Annotated in this window: 21 protein-coding genes; 9 read left to right on the top strand and 12 right to left on the bottom strand. The window is 75.4% G+C overall.

Annotated elements, in window-relative coordinates:
* Positions 1-7: 7 nt before the first annotated feature.
* A complete protein-coding gene (locus Cpa01nite_RS16215; RefSeq protein ID WP_203669850.1) occupies positions 8-514 on the bottom strand; it encodes a CAP domain-containing protein in 507 nt (168 codons plus the stop codon).
* Positions 515-819: 305 nt separating this feature from the next.
* Here Cpa01nite_RS16215 and Cpa01nite_RS16210 point away from each other — a divergent pair, with 305 nt between their 5' ends.
* A complete protein-coding gene (locus Cpa01nite_RS16210; RefSeq protein ID WP_203669848.1) occupies positions 820-1,047 on the top strand; it encodes a hypothetical protein in 228 nt (75 codons plus the stop codon).
* A gap of 13 nt (positions 1,048-1,060) precedes the next feature.
* On the opposite strand, the gene Cpa01nite_RS16205 is transcribed toward Cpa01nite_RS16210, so the two are convergent.
* Positions 1,061-1,339 carry a hypothetical protein gene (locus Cpa01nite_RS16205; protein WP_203669846.1) on the bottom strand — a complete coding sequence of 93 codons (279 nt, stop codon included), beginning with the start codon at positions 1,337-1,339 and terminating at the stop codon, positions 1,061-1,063.
* Between the two features lie 116 nt (positions 1,340-1,455).
* Here Cpa01nite_RS16205 and Cpa01nite_RS16200 point away from each other — a divergent pair, with 116 nt between their 5' ends.
* Complete coding sequence (locus Cpa01nite_RS16200) at positions 1,456-1,983, top strand: GNAT family N-acetyltransferase (RefSeq protein WP_239068850.1); 528 nt, start codon at positions 1,456-1,458, stop codon at positions 1,981-1,983.
* 119 nt (positions 1,984-2,102) lie between these two features.
* The gene (locus Cpa01nite_RS16195; RefSeq protein ID WP_203669842.1) at positions 2,103-2,423 is read left to right on the top strand and encodes a hypothetical protein; all 321 of its coding nucleotides are present in this window, start codon (positions 2,103-2,105) and stop codon (positions 2,421-2,423) included.
* Positions 2,424-2,499: 76 nt separating this feature from the next.
* Here Cpa01nite_RS16195 and Cpa01nite_RS16190 read toward each other — a convergent pair whose 3' ends face one another.
* The 4 genes from Cpa01nite_RS16190 to map form a co-directional block, all read right to left on the bottom strand.
* On the bottom strand, positions 2,500-2,673 hold the full coding sequence (locus Cpa01nite_RS16190) for a CsbD family protein (protein ID WP_203669840.1): 174 nt from the start codon (positions 2,671-2,673) through the stop codon (positions 2,500-2,502).
* Between the two features lie 92 nt (positions 2,674-2,765).
* Positions 2,766-3,164: a VOC family protein gene (locus Cpa01nite_RS16185; protein ID WP_203669838.1), complete on the bottom strand. Its 399-nt coding sequence runs from the start codon at positions 3,162-3,164 to the stop codon at positions 2,766-2,768.
* Between the two features lie 67 nt (positions 3,165-3,231).
* The gene (gene ppgK, locus Cpa01nite_RS16180; RefSeq protein ID WP_203669836.1) at positions 3,232-4,029 is read right to left on the bottom strand and encodes a polyphosphate--glucose phosphotransferase; all 798 of its coding nucleotides are present in this window, start codon (positions 4,027-4,029) and stop codon (positions 3,232-3,234) included.
* Positions 4,026-4,898: a type I methionyl aminopeptidase gene (gene map / locus Cpa01nite_RS16175; protein WP_203669834.1), complete on the bottom strand. Its 873-nt coding sequence runs from the start codon at positions 4,896-4,898 to the stop codon at positions 4,026-4,028. The genes ppgK and map overlap by 4 nt, the downstream gene beginning before the upstream one ends.
* Before the next feature lie 33 nt (positions 4,899-4,931).
* Here map and Cpa01nite_RS16170 point away from each other — a divergent pair, with 33 nt between their 5' ends.
* A complete protein-coding gene (locus tag Cpa01nite_RS16170) occupies positions 4,932-5,141 on the top strand; it encodes an SPOR domain-containing protein (protein WP_239068849.1) in 210 nt (69 codons plus the stop codon).
* 25 nt (positions 5,142-5,166) lie between these two features.
* Here Cpa01nite_RS16170 and Cpa01nite_RS16165 read toward each other — a convergent pair whose 3' ends face one another.
* The 4 genes from Cpa01nite_RS16165 to Cpa01nite_RS16150 all read right to left on the bottom strand — a co-directional run bounded on the left by Cpa01nite_RS16165 (position 5,167) and on the right by Cpa01nite_RS16150 (position 9,984).
* Entirely contained in the window at positions 5,167-5,913 is a 747-nt protein-coding gene (locus tag Cpa01nite_RS16165) for a M15 family metallopeptidase (RefSeq protein WP_203669832.1), read from the bottom strand.
* A gap of 89 nt (positions 5,914-6,002) precedes the next feature.
* On the bottom strand, positions 6,003-7,340 hold the full coding sequence (locus Cpa01nite_RS16160) for an endonuclease/exonuclease/phosphatase family protein (RefSeq protein WP_203669830.1): 1,338 nt from the start codon (positions 7,338-7,340) through the stop codon (positions 6,003-6,005).
* Positions 7,341-7,396: 56 nt separating this feature from the next.
* The gene (panB, locus tag Cpa01nite_RS16155) at positions 7,397-8,248 is read right to left on the bottom strand and encodes a 3-methyl-2-oxobutanoate hydroxymethyltransferase (protein WP_203669828.1); all 852 of its coding nucleotides are present in this window, start codon (positions 8,246-8,248) and stop codon (positions 7,397-7,399) included.
* Positions 8,248-9,984 carry an NAD+ synthase gene (locus Cpa01nite_RS16150; RefSeq protein ID WP_203669827.1) on the bottom strand — a complete coding sequence of 579 codons (1,737 nt, stop codon included), beginning with the start codon at positions 9,982-9,984 and terminating at the stop codon, positions 8,248-8,250. The genes panB and Cpa01nite_RS16150 overlap by 1 nt, the downstream gene beginning before the upstream one ends.
* A 95-nt stretch (positions 9,985-10,079) precedes the next feature.
* Here Cpa01nite_RS16150 and Cpa01nite_RS16145 point away from each other — a divergent pair, with 95 nt between their 5' ends.
* Together Cpa01nite_RS16145 and Cpa01nite_RS16140 are read left to right on the top strand one after the other, a co-directional pair.
* Complete coding sequence (locus tag Cpa01nite_RS16145; RefSeq protein ID WP_203669825.1) at positions 10,080-11,417, top strand: glutamine synthetase family protein; 1,338 nt, start codon at positions 10,080-10,082, stop codon at positions 11,415-11,417.
* 38 nt (positions 11,418-11,455) lie between these two features.
* A complete protein-coding gene (locus Cpa01nite_RS16140) occupies positions 11,456-14,569 on the top strand; it encodes a bifunctional [glutamine synthetase] adenylyltransferase/[glutamine synthetase]-adenylyl-L-tyrosine phosphorylase (RefSeq protein ID WP_203669823.1) in 3,114 nt (1,037 codons plus the stop codon).
* Positions 14,570-14,660: 91 nt separating this feature from the next.
* Here the strand turns inward: Cpa01nite_RS16140 and Cpa01nite_RS16135 are convergent, their stop codons facing one another.
* Positions 14,661-14,846, bottom strand: coding sequence for a hypothetical protein (locus tag Cpa01nite_RS16135; RefSeq protein ID WP_203669822.1), 186 nt, complete (start codon positions 14,844-14,846; stop codon positions 14,661-14,663).
* Positions 14,847-14,898: 52 nt separating this feature from the next.
* Complete coding sequence (locus tag Cpa01nite_RS16130) at positions 14,899-16,131, bottom strand: AI-2E family transporter (protein ID WP_239068848.1); 1,233 nt, start codon at positions 16,129-16,131, stop codon at positions 14,899-14,901.
* A 233-nt stretch (positions 16,132-16,364) separates the two neighbouring features.
* Here Cpa01nite_RS16130 and Cpa01nite_RS16125 point away from each other — a divergent pair, with 233 nt between their 5' ends.
* From Cpa01nite_RS16125 to Cpa01nite_RS16115, 3 genes are all read left to right on the top strand, one after another.
* Complete coding sequence (locus Cpa01nite_RS16125) at positions 16,365-17,384, top strand: glycoside hydrolase family 43 protein (protein WP_203669820.1); 1,020 nt, start codon at positions 16,365-16,367, stop codon at positions 17,382-17,384.
* Positions 17,381-18,724: an oligosaccharide MFS transporter gene (locus Cpa01nite_RS16120; protein ID WP_203669819.1), complete on the top strand. Its 1,344-nt coding sequence runs from the start codon at positions 17,381-17,383 to the stop codon at positions 18,722-18,724. Before Cpa01nite_RS16125 ends, Cpa01nite_RS16120 begins: the two co-directional genes overlap by 4 nt.
* 171 nt (positions 18,725-18,895) lie before the next feature.
* The gene (locus tag Cpa01nite_RS16115; RefSeq protein WP_203669817.1) at positions 18,896-21,481 is read left to right on the top strand and encodes a SpoIIE family protein phosphatase; all 2,586 of its coding nucleotides are present in this window, start codon (positions 18,896-18,898) and stop codon (positions 21,479-21,481) included.
* Positions 21,482-21,566: the final 85 nt, after the last annotated feature.

Below are 21,566 nucleotides of genomic sequence, written 5' to 3'. Positions count from 1 at the left end.
GCGGAGGTCAGTACCCGCCGAACACCTGGACGCCGTAGTACAGGCCGCCGCGCTCGACCACGCCGATGCCGATCTGGTTGAACGCGGGGTTCACCAGGTTGGCGCGGTGCGGCGGCGAGTTCTGCCACTGGGTGTACAGCGCGACCGGGTCGTAGGAGTTCATCGCGATGTTCTCCCCGGCCGTGCGCCAGCCCGCCGGGATCTGCCGGGAGAAGCTCGGGTTGTGCTGGAACTGCCCGGTCGTGGCCATGCGCTCGGCCCACGCCGCCGCGACGGCGTCGATCCGGGCGTTGCGCACCAGGGCCGGCTTGCCCTCGCTCGCCCGCAGGGCGTTCGTGCGGGCCAGGATCGCGCGCTCCGCGGCCTCGACGTCCGGGGCGGCCACGGGTGCCGCGAGCACGCCGGCGCGTGCGGGTCCGGCGCTGGCGGGTGCGTCGGCGGCCAACGCGGGTGCGGCGCCGCCGAGGAGCAGGCCGGCCGTCACGGTGCTGGTGGTCCACAGGCGCTTCGTCATGGGTTCCCTCCTGGGGTCCTCGTCGCGCCGCCGGTGCTGGCGGCGCATCGATCCCGACGACCGTAGGCACGGCCCGCGTGCGGCGGCACATCGGCCGAGCGGTCGGGGCACGGACGGGCCGGTCGTCCCTGCTGGTGGCCGACGGGTTCCACCCGCGGCGGCACGTTCGTGCACGGTCCCTGACGTGACACCACGTTTGTCCCGATCCGCGGCGAACGTCCCGATTGCGCACCGCAAGGGCCTCCGCCGCGCCTGCATCACCCGCTCGTACGCTGGTGCCGTCCGACCGACGACGGGAGGCCGCCATGACCGAGACACGATTCCGGATGACCCGGCTCGCGGCGGACGAGGCCGCCGACAGCCGCAGCCTGACCGAGCTCGCCGAGCGCCTCACCCACGACCCCACCGCGCACTACTCCGGCGCCGTCCCGGCCGAGGTCGGCGCGGTCGCCCAGGGCGTCGTGTCGTGGGGCGCCCGGCCGGGCTCCCCGCGGGAGCACCACGCCGCGGTCCGGGTCGAGCGGCTGGCCTGACGCCCGGCTGGACCTACCCGCAGGCGCGCCGGCGGACGTCCGTCGCCGGCAGCCACACCGCGCCGGTCATCACCCGCAGGTCGGCGATGCGCACCCGCACCAGCGTCGCCGTCCACTCGACCGCGACGGTGTCCAGCCGCTCGGCCCCGGTCTCCCAGCGCAGCGTCACGGTGACCGGCAGCGGGCGGTCGACGTCGTGGTGCACGCCGGGCGGGACGGGCACCGCGTTCAGGAGCGGGACGGCGGACCGCAGCCGGGCGAGCCCGCCCGGGACGGTCTGCGCGAGGTTCATGGCGGCAGTGTGCGCCCCGCCGCGGCGCGACGCGCGGGAGCTCCGGGGTGATGTCACCCACGGCGGCCGGCGGGGCGAGAATGGCCGGCGTGCAGCCGCCCGTGACCGTCCGCCCGATGACCGCCGCGCACGCGGAGGGGGTGCTCGCCGTGTTCGCCGAGGGGATCGCGACGGGCCACGCGACGTTCGAGCCCGCGGCGCCCGCGTGGGAGGCGTTCGACGCGTCGCACCTGCCGGACCACCGGTTCGTCGCGCTGCCGGACGGCGCCGGGGACACGGACGCCCCCGCGCGCCCCGACGACCAGGGCGTCCCCGGCGACCAGGTCCTCGGCTGGGTCGCCGCGTCGCCCGTGTCGCGCCGCGCGGTGTACGCCGGCGTCGTCGAGGCGTCGCTCTACGTCGGTGCCGCGGCGCGCGGGCGGGGGGTCGGCCGCGCGCTCATGGACGCGCTGCTGGACTCGTGCGCGGCGGGCGGGGTGTGGACCGTGCAGTCGTCGGTGTTCCCGGAGAACGCGGGCAGCCTCGCGCTGCACGCGGCGGCGGGGTTCCGGGTGGTCGGCACGCGCGAGCGGATCGCGCGGATGTCGCACGGCCCGCGCGCGGGGGAGTGGCGGGACGTCGTCCTGCTCGAGCGGCGGCTCTGACCCATCCCGATGGGCGCGCCACCAGGGACCGACGTCCTAGCCAAGAGGAGGCGAAGGGGCCCAGTCTGGGCCGCGGGGCTGGGGACGACGGCCCCGCGCACGATCAGCAGGGGGCCCTCATGACTCGGCGACGCCTGCCCCGGATCGCCGCGTTGAGCGGACCCGAGGCGGCCCTGGCGCGCCACGTGGACGTGCACTCGCCGGTGGCCGCGGGCACGGACGCGCTGACCTGGACCCTGACGCTGCTGGACGGCGGCGGCGTGCCGTTGGCGGAGAGCCGCACGACGTCGCCCGACTTCCCGCTGCCGCTGGCGGACATCGCGCAGGTGCACCTCGACGTCGTCGGGCTGGCGCAGGCCGGGGAGTGGGAGCCGGTCCCGACGGCGAGCGGCCGGGCGCGGTTCCGCGCACCCGTGCGGGTCACGGTGCCGCACGACTGACCGTCGGCCGCCCCCGCACAGCGCGACGCCCCGCCCCGGGTGACCCGGGACGGGGCGTGGGCGTCCGTGCGGAGGCTCAGTGCTTGAACGCGTCCTTGACCTTCTCGCCGGCGTCCTTGAAGTCCGCCTTCGACTGGTCGGTGCGGCCCTCGGCCTCGAGGCGCTCGTCGTCCGAGGCGCGTCCCGTGGCCTCCTTGACCTTGCCCGCCGCCTTCTCCGCCGCGTTCGCGATCTTGTCGTCGAGTCCCATGCGTCCTCCTTCTCCGGACCGGTACGTCGTGCTCCCGACGCTAGGCCGGGTCGCGCGCCGCCGCATCCGGAGCGCGGGTGAGGTCGCGCAGGTCAGCTCTCCGCCGCCAGCAGCGCGGCCAGCTCGGCGGGCGTCGACCGCAGCAGGCAGAACTCGTTGCCCTCGGGGTCGGCGAGCACGTGCCAGGTGACGTCCGGACCCTGGCCGACGTCGACCCGCACGGCCCCGAGCGCGAGGAGCCGCTCCAGCTCGGTCGCCTGGTCGGAGCCGTCCGGCGGCCGCACGTCGACGTGCAGCCGGTTCTTCCCGCGCTTGGCGTCCGGCACCCGGAGGAACAGCCACGGGGTCGCGGCGACGCCGGCCGGCGGCTCCAGGTCGACCTCGTCGTCGTCCTCCTCGGCCACGGTCCAGCCGAGCACGTCCGCCCACCACCGGGCGAGCGCCGACGGGTCGTGGGCGTCGACGCACACCTGAGCCACCGCGAGTCCCATGCCGCGACCGTAGACGTGCGGGGGCGCCGCCACCAGACCTCGGCGGCGGCGCCCTCGAGTCGCGGCGTCAGTCGCCCTTGACCCCCGCGACCGGCGTGCCGGCCCGCGACGCCAGCGCGGCGGCACCGACGATCCCGGCGGCGTTCCGCAGCTGCGCGGGCACGATCGGCGCGCGCAGGTGCAGCAGCGGCAGGAACTTCTCGTGGTGCTTCGACACCCCGCCGCCGACGACGATGAGGTCCGGCCAGAACAGGTCCTCGATGACGCCGAAGTACCGCTGCAGGCGCTCGGCCCACTGCGGGAAGTCGAGGTCCTCGCGCTCGCGCGCCGAGTCGGCGGCCCGGCTCTCGGCGTCGAACCCGTCGATCTCCAGGTGCCCCAGCTCGAGGTTCGGGACGAGCACGCCGTCGGCGACGATCGCGGTGCCGATGCCGGTGCCGAGCGTGCAGATGAACGTCACGCCCGAGGTGGACCGCGCGGCGCCGTACAGCGTCTCGGCGTACCCGGCGGCGTCGGCGTCGTTGACGGCGAGCACCGGCCGGCCGAGCGCGTCGCCCAGCACGTGCTCGATGTTGGTGCCGATCCAGGAACCGTCGACGTTCGCGGCGGACCGCGCGACGCCGTGCTGGACGACCGCCGGGAAGGTCACGCCGATGGCGGCGTCGTCCGGCAGGTCGAACCGCTTGACCAGCTCGACGACGGTCGCGGCGACCGCGGCGGGCGTCGCGGGCTGCGGGGTGGGGATGCGGACGCGGTCGGCGCTGAACTCGCCGGTCGCCAGGTCGACCGGGGCACCCTTGATGCCGGACCCGCCGATGTCGATGCCGAACGCCGTGCGCTCGTTCTTGCCGTGGTGGTTGCTCATGGGAGTGTGAGGATCTCCGCTCCGGTGTCGGTGACCAGCAGGGTGTGCTCGAACTGCGCGCTGCGGCGCAGGTCCGCGGTGACCACGGTCCACCCGTCGTCCCACGTCGTCCAGTCGGCGGTGCCCAGGTTGAGCATCGGCTCGATCGTGAACACCATCCCGGGCTCGACGACCCGGTCGTACAGCGGGGCCGCGTCGTAGTGCGGGATGACCAGCCCGGAGTGGAACGCCTCGCCGACGCCGTGGCCGGTGTAGTCCCGCACGACTCCGTAGCCGAACCGCGCCGCGTACTTCTCGATGACGCGGCCGATGACGTTGACCTCGCGGCCCGGCCGGACGGCCTTGATCGCGCGGGTCAGGGCCTCCTGCGTGCGCTCGACCAGGAGGCGGGACTCCTCGTCGACGTCGCCGACCAGGAAGGTCGCGTTGTTGTCGCCGTGCACGCCGCCGATGAAGGCGGTGATGTCCACGTTGACGATGTCGCCGTCCGCCAGGACGGTCGAGTCGGGGATGCCGTGGCAGATCACCTCGTTGACGGACGTGCACACCGACTTCGGGAAGCCGCGGTACCCGAGGGTCGACGGGTAGGCGTGGTGGTCCAGCAGGAACTCGTGGCCGATCCGGTCGAGCTCGTCCGTCGTGACGCCGGGGGCGACGTGCCGGCCGACCTCCTGCAGGGCCTGGGCGGCGATCCGCGCGGCGACGCGGATGCGCTCGACGACCTCGGGGGCGACGACGTCGCTGCCGGCGTACGGCGTGGGCGCCGGCCGGTCGACGTACTCGGGTCGGGGGATCGAGGCGGGCACCGGCCGGCGGGGGCTCACGGTGCCCGGGACCAGCGCCGGCCTCGGCGCGTGCACGGACGTCATGCCTGGCAGTCTACGAAGGAGCGGTCGTGCCGGGTGAGCCGGACGGCCCAGGACGAGGAGGACGGACCCGTGGCCGACGAGTTCTACTACAACACCGAGACCGGGCAGGTCGAGCAGGGCAAGCAGTCGACCTGGTCGCACCTCATGGGGCCGTACCCGACCCGCGAGGCCGCGCAGCACGCGCTGGAGAAGGCGCGCGCCCGCACCGAGGCGTGGGACGAGGAGGACCGCCGGGACCGCTGAGCGCCCGCCCGGCCGGGTCGGCGGCTCAGTCGGCGGGCGGCGCCTCGCCGCGCAGGCGCGCCGCGACCTCGGCGACGGCCGCGGGGTCGCCGACGATCTCGAAGTGCATCTCGTCGCCGCGCGCGAAGTCGCCGCCCCACGCGACGACCGGCGCCACCTCGGCGAGGATCTCGCGGATGGCCGCGACCTGCTCGTCGGTGAACGTGTCCCGCGCGCCGAGCGGGTGCTCCGTCGCGTTGAGGTCGATCGCGGTGCCGGACGAGTGGTTCGACAGCTCGTCGTCGCCCACCTCACCGCGGACGTTCCGGTAGCCCCAGCCCCACGAGGTCGCGGGGTCGACCGGCTCGACCTCGGCGTCGAACCGCGCGGCCACGTGCTCGAGCACCGTCCGCACGTCGCCCCCGAGGAGCCGGCCGGTCACCCAGGGCGAGATCTCGAGCCGCGGGTCGGAGCCGTCCTCGAACGCGGGCCAGCAGTTCAGCGAGGTCGTCGGGTCGGGCACGCAGGAGTCGGGGACGACCGCGACGGGCGCGACGGCCGGCGCGGGCTCCGTCGGGTCGGCCCCGACCAGCCGCACGACGGCGACGACCAGGAGCACCACGAGCACCACCGACACCAGACCCAGCGCCCCGAGCACGACGAGCCCGCGGCGGGTCAGCCGGAGCGCCGGCTGCCGCGCGGGCGGCCGTCGGGGGGCGCGGGGCGCCGACGCGCCGGCGACCTCGGGGGAGCGCGCCGCGCGCGGCTGCTGGACGTCGGAGTCGCGGCGCATGGGACGAGAGTAGGGCGCCGCCGTCGCCGCCCGGGTCAGCGGCGCGCGGCCGAGGGCTGCACCGCGCGCGCCGCGCGCCACGGCGGGCGTCAGCGGCGGGCGAGGTGCGCGACGACCGGCCGGTGGTCGCTCGACCCGACCTGCGGCAGCACGCCGAACCCGGTGACCCGCCACGCCCGCCCGTCGACGAGGACGTGGTCGATCGGCGCCGCGAGCAGGCGCGGGACGTCCGCGGGCCAGGTGCCCAGGCCGGCCGCGCCCGTCGCCGCGGCCGCGTCCACGCACGGGCGCAGGTCGGTCAGACCGGGGTGGTCGAGCGTGGCGTTGAGGTCGCCCGCGACGATCGCGCCCGGGGTGCTGCGGCAGACCTCGGCGATGCCCTCGGCGTGCGCGCGCCAGTCGGGCATGGACGACCCGGCCGAGGGCGCCCGGGTGTGCGCGGCGACGACGACGTCGGGCGCCGGCACGCCGGTCCGCGTGGCGGCGACGCCGACGGTGCGCGGGGCGCCGATCGTGTACGCGGTGTCGCCTGAGGAGGAGGGAGTTTCTCCGGAGTGCGCGTCCACGGTGTACGCATCGTCCACCGTGTACGCGTTGCCGGGCAGGCCTCCGCCTCGCGCGGGGTACGCCGGGTACGCGTCGTCGGAAGCAGGTGCGTCGCCGCCCAGGTGCATGGTGGACGCGGTGGGCACCGCCGAGGCGGTGTCGGTGTGGGAGCCGGCGTCCGCGCCGCGGTCGGCGCCGGCGTCCGCGCCGGGGTCGGTCTCGGCGGTCGTCGCCATGGCCTCGGCGGCTCCGGCGCGGACGGCGGCGAAGGTGCCGAGCTCCGTCGCGGGCAGGCCGGCGGTGGTCTGCGTGTACGCCCCGAGCTCGTCGCGGACCAGCAGCGCCACGCCCTCGACCCGGGTGCCGGTCGCGTCGGCGGCGAGCGCCGTGGTCGGCCGGCCCGCGTCCGTGAGCGCGCGGGCGACCTCGCGGGCCGTCGCGCCGGAGGTCTCGGCGAGCACGGTGACGTCGGCGTCCTGCTGCTCGACCAGGGCGACGAGGTCGCCGGCGGGCACGACGCCGAACGTGTTGAACGAGAGGACGACGAGCTCGCCGTCCGCGGCCGGGCCGGGCCCGGAGCCGTCGACCCCGCGCGCCGCGACGACGGCCGCCTGCGCCGCGCCCCCGAGCGCGAGCAGCGCGGCGAGCGCGAGCGGCAGCGGCCACCCGGGCCGGCGCAGGCCCGCGCGCGTCGCGATCTGCCGCCAGCCGCCGACGACCCCGACCAGCAGCACGCCGGCACCCACGAGCAGCAGCGCCAGCAGGCCGCGCAGGGCGACGAGCTGGGCGACCGGGGTGCGGTCGGCGAGGCCGAGCCGGTCGGGGGCGAGCAGCACGACGAGCACCGCGGCCGCCGCCGCGAGGACGACCGCCGCGAGCACGGCCCGTCCCGCGCGCGCCCGGCGACCGTCCGCCCCGGGGCCCGCCGTGCCGCCGCTCAGCTGAGGAACGAGTGCTCGGCGTCGGGCCACTGCCCGCCGCGCACCTCGGCGGCGTAGGCGCGCGCGGCGTCGCCGAGCAGCTGCCCGACGGGCGCGAACGCCTTGGCGAACCGCGGAGACCACTCGCCCATGCCGGCCATGTCCGTCCAGACGAGCACCTGGCCGTCGCAGTCGGAGCCCGCGCCGATGCCGATCGTCGGCACGCGGAGGATCTCCGTGACGCGCGCGGCGACGGGTGCGGGGACCATCTCGAGCACCACGGCGACCGCTCCGGCCTCCTGCACCGCGAGGGCGTCCTCGGCGAGCCGCTCGGCCGCCTCGTCGCCCCGGCCCTGCACCCGGTGCCCGCCGAGGGTGTTCTCCGACTGCGGGGTGAAGCCCAGGTGCCCGACGACGGGGATGCCGGCGTCGGTCAGCGCGCGGATCTGCGGGGCCACCCGGACGCCGCCCTCGAACTTCACGGCGTGCGCGCCGGCCTCCTTGAGGTACCGGGCGGCGGTGGCGAGCGCCTGCGCCGGGCCGGACTCGTAGGACCCGAACGGCAGGTCGGCGACGACGAGCGCCCGGCGGGCGGCGCGCACCACGGCGCGGGTCGGCGGGATCATCTCGTCGACGGTGACCGGGATCGGCGACGCGTGGCCGAGCATCGTGTTGCCGATCGAGTCGCCGACGAGCAGCAGGTCGATGCCCGCGTCGTCGAAGATGCGCGCCGTCGCGAAGTCGTACGCGGTGAGCATCGTCAGCTTCTCGCCGCGGGCCTTGGCCTCGGCGAGGTGGTGCACGCGCACCCGCCGCGGGGCGGCGGCGGGGGACGCGGGGGTGGCTGCCGGGTTCGGCTGCTCGGACATCAGTGCTGCTCCACGGTGTCGGTGGTCGTGCCGGTCGCGCGCGCGGTGGCCTCCGCCGAGGCGGCGGTGTCCACCGGCTCGCGCCAGCGCGTGGTGATCGGCAGCCTACGGTCCCGGCCGAACGCCAGCGCCGTCACCTTGGGGCCGAGCGGGTACTGCCGGCGCTTCCACTCGGCGCGGTCGACCAGCGACAGCACCTTGTCGACGATCTCCGGGTCGAAGCCGCGGGCCAGCAGCTCGGCGCGGCCCTCGGCGTGCTCGACGTAGGCGTCCAGCACCTGGTCGAGCAGGTCGTACGGCGGCAGCGAGTCCTGGTCGGTCTGGCCCGGGCGGAGCTCGGCCGACGGGGGCTTGGTGATCGAGTTCTCCGGGATCGGGGGGAGGTCGCCGGCGTCGAGGGCGTGGTTGTTCCGCCAGCGCGCCAGCGCCCAGACCCGGGACTTGTCGACGTCCTTGAGCGGGGCGTACCCGCCGACCGCGTCGCCGTAGATCGTCGAGTAGCCGACCGCGAGCTCGGTCTTGTTGCCGGTCGCGAGCACGAGGTGGCCCTCGGCGTTCGACAGCGCCATGAGGATCACGCCGCGCACCCGCGCCTGCAGGTTCTCGGCCGCGACTCCGTCGAGCGCCATCTCGCCCTCGAACGCGTCCACCATCGGCTTGATGGCCTGCACCCGGTAGTCGGCGCCGACGCGCTTCGCCAGGTCGGCCGCGTCGTCCTTCGAGTGGTCCGACGACCAGCGCGACGGCATGGACACGCCGACGACCTTGTCGCCGCCGATGGCGTCGGCCGCGATGGCCGCGACGAGCGCGGAGTCGATGCCCCCGGACATGCCGAGCACGACGGAGCGGAAGCCGTTCTTGCGCACGTACCCGGCCAGGCCGGTGACCAGCGCGCGGTAGATCTCCTCGTCCGGGTCCAGCGGCTGCGCGGTCGTGCCGCGCTCCGGCGCCGTGCCGCGCGGCGGGAGGTCCCAGACCAGCAGGTGCTCGACGAACTGCGGCGCCGACGCCAGGAGCGTGCCGTCCGGGCCGATGACGAACGAGCCGCCGTCGAACACCAGGTCGTCCTGGCCGCCGACCATGTTGACGTAGGCGAGCGGGGCCGCCACCTCGGCGGCGCGGCGCGCGGCCAGGTCCGTGCGGATGTGGCCCTTGCCCTCCTCGAACGGCGAGCCGTTGATGACGAGCAGCAGGTCCAGGTCGTCGTCGGACAGCTCGGCGACGGGGCCGTCCTGCCAGATGTCCTCGCAGATCAGCAGCCCGAGCCGCCGGCCCGCGACGTCGACCGTCGTCGGCTCGCCGCCCGGGGTGAAGATCCGGAACTCGTCGAACACGCCGTAGTTCGGCAGGTGGTGCTTGTCGTACCGCTGGTGCACGGTCCCGCCGCGCAGCACCACGGCCTGGTTGGTCGGGCGGGCCGGGGCGTCGGCGTGCTCCCGCGAGGTGCGCTCGCCGACGGTGCCGACGACGACCGTGAGGTCGCCCAGCCCGGCGTCGTCGAGGGCGCGGGCCAGGTCGGCCAGCGCGCGCTCGGCGCCGCGGCGGAACGAGGCGCGCAGGGCCAGGTCCTCGATCGGGTAGCCGGTGACGGTCATCTCGGGGAACGCCACCACGTCGGCGCCGGCCTCGGCGGCCTTGCGCGCCCAGGTGAGGACGGCGTCGGCGTTCCCGGCGAGGTCGCCCACGCAGGTGTCGATCTGGGCGAGGGCGACGCGGAGTCCGGTCTGGTCGGGCATACCGGTGAGCCTATTCCGGCCGGGAGGGCCCCGGCGCGACGAGGCCCGGCGCGTGCGTCACCTCGCGGACACACGGATCAGGCAGGATGTCCCCCATGGACAGGCAGCAGGAGTTCGTCCTCCGCACCGTGGAGGAGCGCGACATCCGTTTCATCCGCCTCTGGTTCACCGACGTGCTGGGGACGCTGAAGTCCGTGGCCGTCGCGCCGGCGGAGCTCGAGGCGGCGTTCTCGGAGGGCATCGGGTTCGACGGCTCCTCGATCGAGGGCCTGACCCGGGTGTACGAGGCGGACATGATCGCCAAGCCCGACCCGACGACGTTCCAGGTGCTGCCCTGGCGCGGGGAGCGGCACGGCACCGCGCGGATGTTCTGCGACATCCTCACCCCCGAGGGCGAGCCGTCCCTGGCCGACAGCCGCAACGTGCTCAAGCGCGCGCTGGCCCGGGCGAGCGACAAGGGCTTCACCTTCTACACGCACCCCGAGGTCGAGTTCTACCTGTTCGACGCCCCGGCCGACCCGTCGCAGCCGCTGGTCCCCGTCGACCAGGGCGGCTACTTCGACCACGTGCCGCGCGGCACCGCGCACGACTTCCGGCGCGCCGCCATCACGATGCTCGAGTCGATGGGCATCTCGGTGGAGTTCTCGCACCACGAGGCCGGCCCGGGCCAGAACGAGATCGACCTGCGGTACGCCGACGCCCTCACCACCGCGGACAACATCATGACGTTCCGCACCGTGGTGAAGGAGGTCGCGCTGGAGCAGGGCGTGTTCGCGTCCTTCATGCCGAAGCCGCTCGCCGACCAGCCGGGCTCGGGCATGCACACCCACCTGTCGCTGTTCGAGGGCGACCGCAACGCGTTCCACGAGCCGGGCGGCCACCTCGAGCTGTCGAAGACGGCGCGGTCGTTCATCGCCGGCCTGCTCAAGCACGCCGCCGAGATCACGGCCGTGACGAACCAGTTCACGAACTCGTACAAGCGGCTGTGGGGCGGCGCCGAGGCACCGTCGTACATCTGCTGGGGCCACAACAACCGGTCCGCGCTCGTGCGCGTGCCGATGTACAAGCCGGGCAAGTCGAACTCGGCGCGCATCGAGTACCGCGCGGTCGACTCGGCCACGAACCCGTACCTGGCGTTCGCGGTCCTGCTCGCCGCGGGCCTCAAGGGCGTCGAGGAGGGCTACGAGCTGCCCGAGGGCGCCGACGACGACGTGTGGGAGCTGACCGACGCCGAGCGCCGCGCGCTGGGCATCGAGCCGCTGCCGGCGACCCTGGAGAACGCGATCGCGGTCATGGAGCGGTCCGAGCTGGTCGCCGAGACGCTGGGCGAGCACGTCTTCGACTTCGTGCTGCGGAACAAGAAGCAGGAGTGGGAGGAGTACCGCTCGCAGGTCACGCCCTACGAGCTGCGCCGCTTCCTCCCGATGCTCTGAGCGGCGCGGGTGGCGGGACCGGTCGGTAGCGTGGGCGCGTGAGCACGTCGGTCGGTCGGGGCAGCACGCTCGCGGGTCGGCTGACCCGCGCCGGGTTCGCGGACGTCGCGCGCGCGGAGCGGCTGCTGGCCGACGCCGCGCTGCTGCGCCTGGTGGGCGGCGACGGCGCCGACGCCCCGCCGCGCCCCGCCGGCCCCGACGACGCGCCCGGGGCCGCGCGGCTCGCGACCGAGGCGCTCGTCCCGTCGCTCGCGGAGGCCGCCGACCCGGACCAGGCGCTGCTGTCGCTCGCCAAGATCGCCGGCGCCGCGGAGCCGAACCCGGCGCGCTGCCGCCGGCTCGCCGCCGCGCTCGCCGAGGACGGCCCGGCCCGGGACCGGCTGATCTCCGTCGTCGGGGCGTCCGTGGCGCTCGGCGACGACCTGAGCGCGCACCCCGAGCACCTCGACGTCGTGCTGGACGACGCCCCCGGCACCGGCGTGCCGGCCGGCGAGGTCCGGGCGGAGCTGCTCGCGGCGGTCGGTGCCGACCCCGACGCCGCGGTCCCCGTGGCGGCCCTCGCCGGGCCGGACGGCGTCGACGCCATGCGCCGCGCGTACCGCCGCCGGCTGCTGCGGATCGCCGCGACCGACCTCACCTGCGGCGAGCCGCTGACCCGGCTGCCGGGCGTGGCCGCCGCGCTCGCCGACCTGGCCGCCGCCGCGCTGGAGGCGTCGCTGGCGCTGGCCCGCGCGGAGCTCGACGACCACGGCGCGTCCGTCCGGCTCGCCGTGATCGGGATGGGCAAGACGGGCGGGCGCGAGCTCAACTACGTGAGCGACGTGGACGTCGTCTACGTGGCGGAGCCGGTCGACGGCGCCGACGAGGCCGAGGCCCTGGCCGCCGGCACCCGGCTCGCGACCGCCCTGGCGCGGGCGTGCGCCGCGCCGTCGGGCGAGCCGGCGCTCTGGCCGGTCGACGCGGCGCTGCGTCCCGAGGGCAAGGACGGCCCGCTCGTCCGCACGCTCGACTCGCACCGGTCGTACTACGAGCGCTGGGCGAAGACCTGGGAGTTCCAGGCGCTGCTCAAGGCCCGGCCGCTCGCCGGCGACCCGGAGCTCGGGCGCGCGTACGTCGAGGCCACCAACCCGATGGTCTGGCAGGCCGTCCGCCGGGAGAACTTCGTCGCCGACTCGCAGGCCATGCGCCGCCGCGTCGAGAAGAACGTCCCGGCCGCGGAGGCCGACCGGCAGCTCAAGCTCGGCGTCGGCGGCCTGCGGGACGTGGAGTTCACCGTGCAGCTGCTGCAGCTGGTGCACGGCCGCGCCGACCCGGAGATCCGCAGCGGCAACACGCTGACCGCGCTGGCCGCCCTGTCCGCCGCCGGGTACGTCGGGCGGGAGCACGCCGGGCAGCTCGCCGTCTGCTACCGGTTCCTGCGCGCGATCGAGCACCGGATCCAGCTGCACCGGCTACGGCGCACCCACCTGATGCCGACCGCCGAGCCCGACCTGCGCCGGCTCGCCCGGTCGCTCGGCATGCGCGCCGAGGGCGCCGAGGGGCTGCTGGAGCGCTGGCGGCAGGTGAAGCGGGAGGTCCGCGACCTGCACGAGGCGCTGTTCTACCGGCCGCTGCTGCCGGCGACCGCGCAGCTGTCCACCGAGGACGTCGGGCTGGCGCCCGAGGCCGCGCGCGAGCGGCTCGCGGCGATCGGGTACCGCGACCCGGCCGGCGCCGTGCGGCACATCGCGGCCCTGACCGGCGGCGTGACCCGGCGGTCGGCGATCCAGCGGCAGCTGCTGCCGGTGATGCTCGGCTGGTTCGCGGACGGCCCCGACCCCGACGGCGGGCTGCTGGCGTTCCGGCGCCTGTCCGAGGAGCTCGGCGGCACGCACTGGTACCTCAAGATGCTGCGCGACTCCGGCACGGCCGCCGAGCGGCTGGCCCGCGCGCTGTCGACCTCCCGGTACGTCGCGGACGCGCTGGCCCGGTCTCCCGAGTCGGTGGCCTGGCTGGACGACGACGCCGACCTGGAGCCGCGCAGCCAGGAGCGGCTCGCCGCCGAGGCCGACGCGATCCTCACCCGCGCCACCGAGCCGGTGCCCGCGGCGACCGCGTTGCGCGCCCTGCGCCGCCGGGAGCTCGCGCGGACGGCCGTCGCCGACGTGCTCGGCGTGGTCACCGGCACCCGGGCGTCCCGCAGCCTCACCGCGACCGCCGACGTGCTGCTCGCCGGCGCGCTGCGGGTCGCGGCGTGGGAGGAGCGGGCGGCCCGCGGGCTCGACGCCGACCCGACGGCGCTGCTGGTCGTCGCGATGGGGCGGCTCGGCGGCCGCGAGATGGGCTACACCTCGGACGCCGACGTGCTCTTCGTGCACGACCCGGTGCGCGGCGAGGACGGGCCGGCGGACGGGTCCCTGGCGCAGGAGTTCGCCACGGGCGTCGCCACCCGGCTGCGCGCGCTGCTCGGCGCCGTCGGGCCGGAGCCCGCCCTGGAGGTGGACGCCGACCTGCGGCCCGAGGGGCGCAGCGGTCCGCTGGTGCGGTCGTTCGACGCGTACGCCGAGTACTACGCACGCTGGTCGCTCGTCTGGGAGAGCCAGGCGCTGCTCCGGGCCCGGCCCGTCGCCGGCGACGCGACGCTGGGGGAGCGGTTCACGGCGCTCGCCGACCCGCTGCGCTACCCGGCCGGCGGGCTGGACGCGGCCGGCGTGCGCGAGGTGCGCCGGATCAAGGCCCGGGTGGAGGCGGAGCGGCTGCCACGCGGCGTGGACCCGACGCGGCACCTCAAGCTGGGGCGGGGCGGGATCGCCGACGTCGAGTGGACCGCCCAGCTCCTGCAGCTGCGGCACGCGCACGACGTGCCGGCGCTCCGCACGACGTCGACGCTCGACGCCCTGGCCGCCGCCCGGGACGCGGGGCTCGTCCCGGCGGACGACGCCGCGGTGCTCGCCGAGGCGTGGGACCTGGCGTCGCGGCTGCGGGACGCGCTGGTGCTGTGGACCGGCCGGACCGGCGCCGCCGCGGACGTCCTGCCGCACGACCGCCAGGTGCTGACCGGCCTGGCCGCGGTGCTGGGCTACCCGTCCGGCTCCGGCCAGGACCTGGAGGACGCGTGGCTGCGGGCGTCGCGCCGGGCGCGGCAGTCGGTGGAGCAGGTCTTCTACGCCTGACCCGCGCGCGGGGCCGGGGACGAGTGGAAGATCCGGCCCGACACGCATCGGCGTGTCCGGCCAGATCTTCCACTCGGGAGGTGGGGAGGGGTCAGTCCGGGGGCTCGACCGGGTCGGGCTCGGCGGTCATCGCGCCGTCCTCGAGGTTCTCCTCGAGGTCCTGGGCGACGTCGTCCCCGCGGTCCACGCCGCCGAGCTCGCGCTCGGGCTGCGCGTCCACCGCGTCGGGGTCCTCGCCGGGGGTGTCCGGGATCCAGTCGCTGGTCGAGTCGGTCACGCGTCCTCCTCGGGTCGGGGTCGGCGCCCTCGCGGCGCCGGTCCGCCCGACGCTAGGCGCGGTCGACGGGCGGCGCGACCGGGGGCCGGAGCTCGCCCTCGCCGGGGACGTCCCCGGCGGCCGCCGCCTCCGCGGCCTCGGCGTCCTTGCGCCGCCCGACGGCCTCCTCCTGGAGAAGGGCGGAGTCGACGAGCTCGTGCCGGCGGACGTACGTCGACATGACGGCCTGGATCGTCGCCGCGACCGGCAGGGACAGGAACGCCCCGAGCGCCCCGAAGACCGCGCCGAACGCGATGACCGACAGGAACGCCACCGCCGGGTTCAGCGCGAGCGACCGCTGGGACACCTTCGGCGTGAGGACGAGGTTCTCCACCTGCTGGTACCCGATGATGAACGCGAGCACGGCCAGCGCCCGCAGCGGCGACACGGTCAGCGCGACCAGGATCGGCAGCGCGCCGCCGATGTACGTGCCGACGGTGGGGATGAACTGGGACACCAGGCCGGTGAACACCGCGAGCGGGAGCGCGTACGGGATGCCGAGCAGCTGCAGGCACAGCCAGGTCGCCGCGGTCGAGATCGCCGCCAGCACCAGCCGCGAGGTGATGAACCCGGCGACCTTGTCCTGCGACACCTCCCACAGGCGGAGCACCTCGCGCTGCCTGTTCGGGGCTAGGTACCGGCAGACGGCGGCGCGGAACTTCGGCCCGGCGCTCGCCATGTAGTAGACGACCAGCAGCACGGCGGTCGCCGTGAACAGGCCGCCGGCGATGGACGCGCCGACGCCGAGCACCCCGTCCGCGATGTTCCCGGCGTAGTCGCCGGCGTTGGTGAGCAGGTCGCTGGTGCGGGGCAGCTCGATATCGAACCGGTCGGCGGCCATGGCGCGCAGGTCGGCGTAGTAGCCGGGGATCGACTGCACCAGGTCGACGAGCTGGTTGACGAACAGGCCGCCCAGCAGGCCGAGCACGGCGATGCCGAGCACCAGCGAGCCGATCATCGTGAGGCCGGTGGCGAGCGGCCGCTTCACGCCGTGCCGGCCGAGCCACAGGATCATCGGCTCCATCGCCAGGGCGACGAACCAGGAGATCACGATGATCGTGATGACGTTGCCGAGCATCGAGGCCGCGCGCCAGATCAGGATGCCCGCGAACGCCGCGACGACCGCCATCGCCAGCGCGCGCGGCAGCCACCGCGGCGGGATGCGGGAGTCGCGCGCGCCGGGGGCGAGCCGCGAGCCCGAGGCGGCGGGCGCCGGGCGCGGGGCGGGGTCGTCGAGCGCGGGCACGCGGGCCTCCGGGTGTCGTGGTGACGGTGCGCCGGACAGGCTACCGGCGGGCCGACCCCGGGCCACCGGGACGCGCCCCGCGCCGCCGGCACGCGCGCCCCGCCGGGCCGGCCCGCCACCGGGACCTGCGTCCCGGCGCCCGGCTGGACATCCGGGCGTACGCTGTGTGAGCGTTAACATACAACGATGAAGAACCCGCCGGACCTCCCGGCGGTCTCGACGAGGAGACGACAGTGACGGACGGCGTCGACGTCAACCCGATCGTGCTGCAGCGCGCGGACCCCTGCGTGCTCCGGCACGACGGTCAGTACTACTTCACGGGCTCGCACCCGCTCTACGACCGGATCGTGCTGCGCCGGGCCGAGCGCCTGGAGGACCTCCAGGCCGCCGAGGAGGTGACGATCTGGACCCGGCACGCGTCGGGGCCGCAGTCGCACCTCATCTGGGCGCCCGAGATCCACCGGGTCGGCGACGCCTGGTACGTGTACTACGCCGCGGCGCCGGACGACCACGGCACCGTCGACGTGCCGGGCACGGCCGAGACGTTCAACCACCGGGTGTACGTGCTCGAGAACACGGCCGACGACCCGTTCACGGGCGAGTGGGTCGAGCGCGGCCAGGTCGACACCGGCTGGGAGTCGTTCGCGCTCGACGCGACGTCCACGGTGATCGACGGGCAGCAGTACCTCGTCTGGGCGCAGCAGGCGTTCGACGTGCGGGGGCACTCCAACCTGTACATCGCGCCGATGGCGAACCCCTGGACGCTGGCCGGCCCCGCGGTCGAGCTGACCCGTCCGGAGTTCGACTGGGAGACGAAGGGCTTCTGGGTCAACGAGGGCCCGTCGGTGCTGGTGCGCGGCGGCCGGGTGTTCCTCACGTACTCGGGCGCCGCGACCGGCATCGACTACGCCATGGGCGTGCTGACCGCCGAGCTCGGCTCCGACCTGCTCGACCCGGCGTCCTGGACCAAGAGCGAGACGCCGGTGTTCGTCTCGGACCCGGCCGCCGGCCAGTACGGGCCGGGCCACAACTCGTTCACGGAGCTGGCCGACGGCACCCCGGTGCTCGTCTACCACGCCCGCACCTACACCGAGATCGTCGGCGACCCGCTCTGGGACCCGAACCGGCACGCCCGCGCCCAGGTGCTGCCGTTCGACGCCGACGGCAACCCCGTGTGGGGCACGCCCGTGCCCGACACCCGCCCCACCCCGACCTCGACCGAGGTCCTCAGCCCCGCCGGAGAGCCGCAGTGAGCACGAGCACCACCCCCGCCGCCGAGGAGCGCCCCAGCGCGCTCGAGTCGCTGAAGCGCGGCGTGTTCTGGAACTACGGCGGCCTGTTCTTCTTCTACTTCGCCATCTGGCAGCTCGCGTTCACGTTCCTGCCGCTGTGGCTGGCCCGCGAGGGCATGGGCACCGGCGCGATCGGCGTCGTCAGCACCGTCTCGGCGATCACCGCGCTGGTGCTGCAGCCGATCTACGGGTTCCTGCAGGACCGGCTCGGCTTCAAGAAGTACCTGTTCGCGTTCGTCGTGCTCTGCGCGGCGTTCATGGGCCCGTTCTTCGTGTTCGTGTTCCAGCCGCTGATCGGCGTGAACGAGTACCTGGCGGCGGTCGTCGGCGGCATCTTCCTCAGCCTGTGCCTGAACTCGGGCGTGGGCGTCGTCGAGGCGTTCAGCGAGCGCGCCAGCCGCGCCAACGGCTACGAGTACGGCCACGCCCGCCTGTTCGGCTCGCTCGCCGGCGGCACCGCGGCGCTGGTCGGCGGCTTCATCTGGGCCGCGAACCCGGACAGCATCTGGTGGGCCGGCTCCGTGTCGGCGATCGTGCTCGGGACGCTGCTGTTCGTCGCGCGGGTGCCGAAGGGCGACGAGCAGGCCCGCGCCACGGGCGCCGCGGCCGGCGCGGGGGCCGACGCCGGCGCCGGCGGCACGAAGGTGTCGAAGGAGACCGTCCTGGCGCTGCTGCGTGACCGGAACTTCGTCGGCTTCGTCGTGCTGATGTTCGGCACCGCCGCGCTGTACGATGTGTTCGACCAGCAGTTCCCGAACTACTTCGCCACGTTCGTCACCAGCGGCGACCCCGAGGTGCTGTTCTCCCGCGTCGTGGCCGTGCAGATCTTCGCCGAGGCGGCGTTCATGGTCGCCGCGCCGTTCATCATCAACCGGATCGGCGCCCGCAAGGGCCTCATGGTGTTCGCCGCGATCCTGCTGGTCCGCGTGCTCGGCTCGGCGTTCTTCACGCACGAGTACCTGCTGATCGCGTGGCGCCTGCTCGCGGCGATCGAGATGCCGTTCCTGCTGGTGTCGGTCATGAAGTACATCACCCGCATGTTCGACGTCCGGATCTCGGCGACGGCCTACATGCTGGGGTTCAACTTCGCGAAGCAGATCGGCATCGCGATCTTCGCCTCGGTGTTCGGCGCGTCCTACGCCGCGATCGGCTTCGCGAACTCCTACCTGGTCATGGCCGCCGTGATCACCGTGGTCACGGTCGTGGCCTGGTTCCTCATGGCGGACGACCGCGCCCGGGTCGCGCCCGGGGAGACCGGCGACGGTGCCCCCGACGACGCCCGGGTGACCGCGAGCGCCTGACGGCGACCGCCACCACCGCGCACACGGGGCGGTCCCGCACGGGGCCGCCCCGTCGGCGTCCCGGGGAGCGTGCCCGGCGCGGACCCGCGGCGCGCGTGCCCGGCGCGTGCCGCCCGAGCAGCCCGGTCGCCCTATGCTTCAGCCAGGCCACGACCGGATGGAGGGACCTCCGTGCCCGACCACCCGCCGACGTCCGCACCCGCGCCCGACGCGGACCGCGACGCCGCCGTCCAGCGGCTGCTCGCCTCCGTGGGCAACCCCGCGCTGGAGCGCCTGGCGCAGCTCGCGTCCCGGCTGCTCGCGGCCCCGTCCTCGCAGGTCTCGCTGCTGCCCCACGTCCCGGCCGCGGCGGGGACGACCGACGACGGGTCCGTCGCCGGGTCCACCGGCGCCCGCACGATCCTGCAGGACCAGGTCTGCTCGGTGACCGCCCGGCTGGGCGAGCCGCTGGTCGTCACCGACGCCCGGGACGACGCGCGGCTGCGCGACCTCGCCGTCGTCGCCGACGGGCAGGTCCGCGCGTACCTCGGCGTCCCGCTGGTCGGCAAGGACGGCCACGTCGTCGGCGCGCTGTGCGTGTACGACGACCACGTCCGCTCCTGGTCGACCGACGACGTGCTCGTGCTCACCGACCTGGCCGCGTCCGCGGTCGCGGAGCTCGAGCTGTCCGCCCTGGCCGTCGAGTACGAGGCCGACCGGATGCGCTGGCAGCTCGCGGTCACCGCGGGGGAGGTCGGCAGCTTCGACTGGGACCTCGTCACCGGGTCCCTGGCGTGGGACGACGAGCTGCACGCCATCTTCGGGATCCCGCGCGGCGAGTTCGGCGGCACCATCGAGGCGTTCTCCGCCGCCGTGCACCCCGACGACCGCGCCCGCGTCTCCGAGGCGCTGCAGGCCGCCATCGACGGGGTCACGCAGTACACCGCCGAGTACCGGGTGCTGCACCCGGGCGGCGCGGTGCGCTGGGTCAAGGCGAAGGGCATGGCGCTGCCCGGCCCGGACGGCACCGCGGTGCGCGTGCTCGGCGCGGCGTACGACACCACCACCGAGCGCGAGGCCGACGCCCGGATCTCGCGCGTGCTCGAGACGATGCAGACGGCGTTCTTCCTGCTCGACGACGACTGGCGGTTCTCCTACGTCAACGCCGAGGCCGAGCGCGTCCTGGGCCGGACGCGCGGCGAGATGCTCGGCGGCGTCATCTGGGAGCTGTTCCCGCTGTCCGTCGGCTCGGCGTTCGAGGAGCACTACCGCGGCGCGGCGGAGTCCGGCGTCGCCCGGTCGTTCGAGGCGTACTACCCGCCGCCGCTGGACGGCTGGTACGAGGTCCGCGCGCACCCCGGCCCGGACGGGCTGTCGGTGTACTTCCACGACATCACCGACCGCCGCCGGCTCGAGGAGCAGCGGGCCGCCGCGCTCGCCGACGCGGACGCGGCGACCGCGCGCCTGGCCCTGCTCACGACGGTCGGCGACGACCTCACCGCGACCCTCGACACCGAGTACGCCGTCGGTCGCCTCGCGCGGCACGTCGTGCGGCACTTCGGCTCCTGGGCGCTCGTGACGCTGTGGGACGAGGACGAGCAGCTCCGCGACATCGCGGGCTACCACGCCGACCCCGCGCGGCGGCAGGCGGTCGCCCGGTACGCGCAGCTCCGGCTCGGGTCGCTGTCGCCGCAGTCGTTCCTGCACCGCGCCCTGCGCTCGGGGGAGCCGGTGGTGATCCCCGGCGCGACGGCCGCGGTCGTCCCGCTGCTGGAGGGCGAGGCGCGCGACGTGTTCGCCGGGCTGGCCCCGCGCACGGGCTACGCGCTGCCGATGCGCGCCCGCGGCCGGACGGTCGGCGCGATCACGCTGTTCCTCGACGACGGCCACCCCGATCTCGGCGAGGACGACCTGTCGCTGCTGGTGCAGGTCGCCGACCGCGCGGGCCTCGCGCTGGACAACGCCCGGCTGTACGAGGGCCAGCGCCGGATGGCCGAGACGCTGCAGCGCGCGCTGCTGTCCGCGCCGGCGCAGCCGGACGACCTCGAGGTCGCCGTCCGGTACGTGCCCGCCGCGCGCGCGGCCCAGGTCGGCGGCGACTGGTACGACGCGTTCCTGCAGCCGTCGGGGTCGACGGTCGTGGTGATCGGGGACGTCATGGGCCACGACCGGCACGCGGCGGCGGTGATGAGCCAGGTCCGCACCCTGCTGCGCGGCATCGCGGCGACCGGCGGCGGGACGCCGGCCGAGGTGCTGCGGTCGCTGGACGCGGCGCTCGACACGCTGCGCGTCGACGCGATGGCGACCGCCGTCGTCGGCCGGCTGGAGCAGACCCCCGAGGAGCGGGACGCGGGCGTGACCCGGTTCCGCTGGACCAACGCCGGGCACCTGCCGCCCCTGCTGGTCGCGCCGGACGGGACCGTCCGCGAGCTGCGCGCGGGGCGGCCCGAGCTCGTGCTCGGGGTGACCCCGGGCAGCGACCGCACCGACGCCGAGGTCGAGGTGCCGCGCGGGTCGACCGTCGTGCTCTACACGGACGGGCTGGTCGAGCGGCGCGGGACGCACCTGCAGGACGGGATCGACGCGCTGGCCGAGCTGGTCGCGGGGCTGGTGCCGGAGGCGCGGGCGCGGGCGACCGGGTCGGCGACGCTGGACGCGGGGTACCTGGCCGACGCGGTGCTGGAGCGCGGCGTCGCGGGCGAGGCCCCGGACGACGACATCGCGCTGCTGGTGGTGCACCTGGGGCTGCAGGGGGAGCGCGCCGAACCCGGGGCGTGAACCCGGCGCGCGGCGGGGCGCGACGGGCGTAGCATCCGGTGCGGATCGGACATGTCGGGCAGGCGGCGCCGTCGGCCCACCCGCA

It is taken from the genome of Cellulomonas pakistanensis (genome assembly GCF_016862755.1).
In the GTDB taxonomy this organism is placed as follows: Bacteria; Actinomycetota; Actinomycetes; order Actinomycetales; family Cellulomonadaceae; genus Cellulomonas; species Cellulomonas pakistanensis.
This window is presented reverse-complemented; position numbering and strand designations above follow the sequence as displayed.

Bases quoted from the DNA above. Each gene is read 5' to 3' on its own strand.
- ppgK (WP_203669836.1), bottom strand. From the start codon at position 4,029: ATGAGCAACCACCACGGCAAGAACGAGCGCACGGCGTTCGGCATCGAC.
- Cpa01nite_RS16190 (WP_203669840.1), bottom strand. From the start codon at position 2,673: ATGGGACTCGACGACAAGATCGCGAACGCGGCGGAGAAGGCGGCGGGC.
- Cpa01nite_RS16145 (WP_203669825.1), top strand. From the start codon at position 10,080: ATGGACAGGCAGCAGGAGTTCGTCCTCCGCACCGTGGAGGAGCGCGAC.
- panB (WP_203669828.1), bottom strand. From the start codon at position 8,248: ATGTCCGAGCAGCCGAACCCGGCAGCCACCCCCGCGTCCCCCGCCGCC.
- Cpa01nite_RS16195 (WP_203669842.1), top strand. From the start codon at position 2,103: ATGACTCGGCGACGCCTGCCCCGGATCGCCGCGTTGAGCGGACCCGAG.
- Cpa01nite_RS16185 (WP_203669838.1), bottom strand. From the start codon at position 3,164: ATGGGACTCGCGGTGGCTCAGGTGTGCGTCGACGCCCACGACCCGTCG.
- Cpa01nite_RS16165 (WP_203669832.1), bottom strand. From the start codon at position 5,913: ATGCGCCGCGACTCCGACGTCCAGCAGCCGCGCGCGGCGCGCTCCCCC.
- Cpa01nite_RS16210 (WP_203669848.1), top strand. From the start codon at position 820: ATGACCGAGACACGATTCCGGATGACCCGGCTCGCGGCGGACGAGGCC.
- Cpa01nite_RS16200 (WP_239068850.1), top strand. From the start codon at position 1,456: ATGACCGCCGCGCACGCGGAGGGGGTGCTCGCCGTGTTCGCCGAGGGG.
- Cpa01nite_RS16205 (WP_203669846.1), bottom strand. From the start codon at position 1,339: ATGAACCTCGCGCAGACCGTCCCGGGCGGGCTCGCCCGGCTGCGGTCC.
- map (WP_203669834.1), bottom strand. From the start codon at position 4,898: ATGACGTCCGTGCACGCGCCGAGGCCGGCGCTGGTCCCGGGCACCGTG.
- Cpa01nite_RS16215 (WP_203669850.1), bottom strand. From the start codon at position 514: ATGACGAAGCGCCTGTGGACCACCAGCACCGTGACGGCCGGCCTGCTC.
- Cpa01nite_RS16150 (WP_203669827.1), bottom strand. From the start codon at position 9,984: ATGCCCGACCAGACCGGACTCCGCGTCGCCCTCGCCCAGATCGACACC.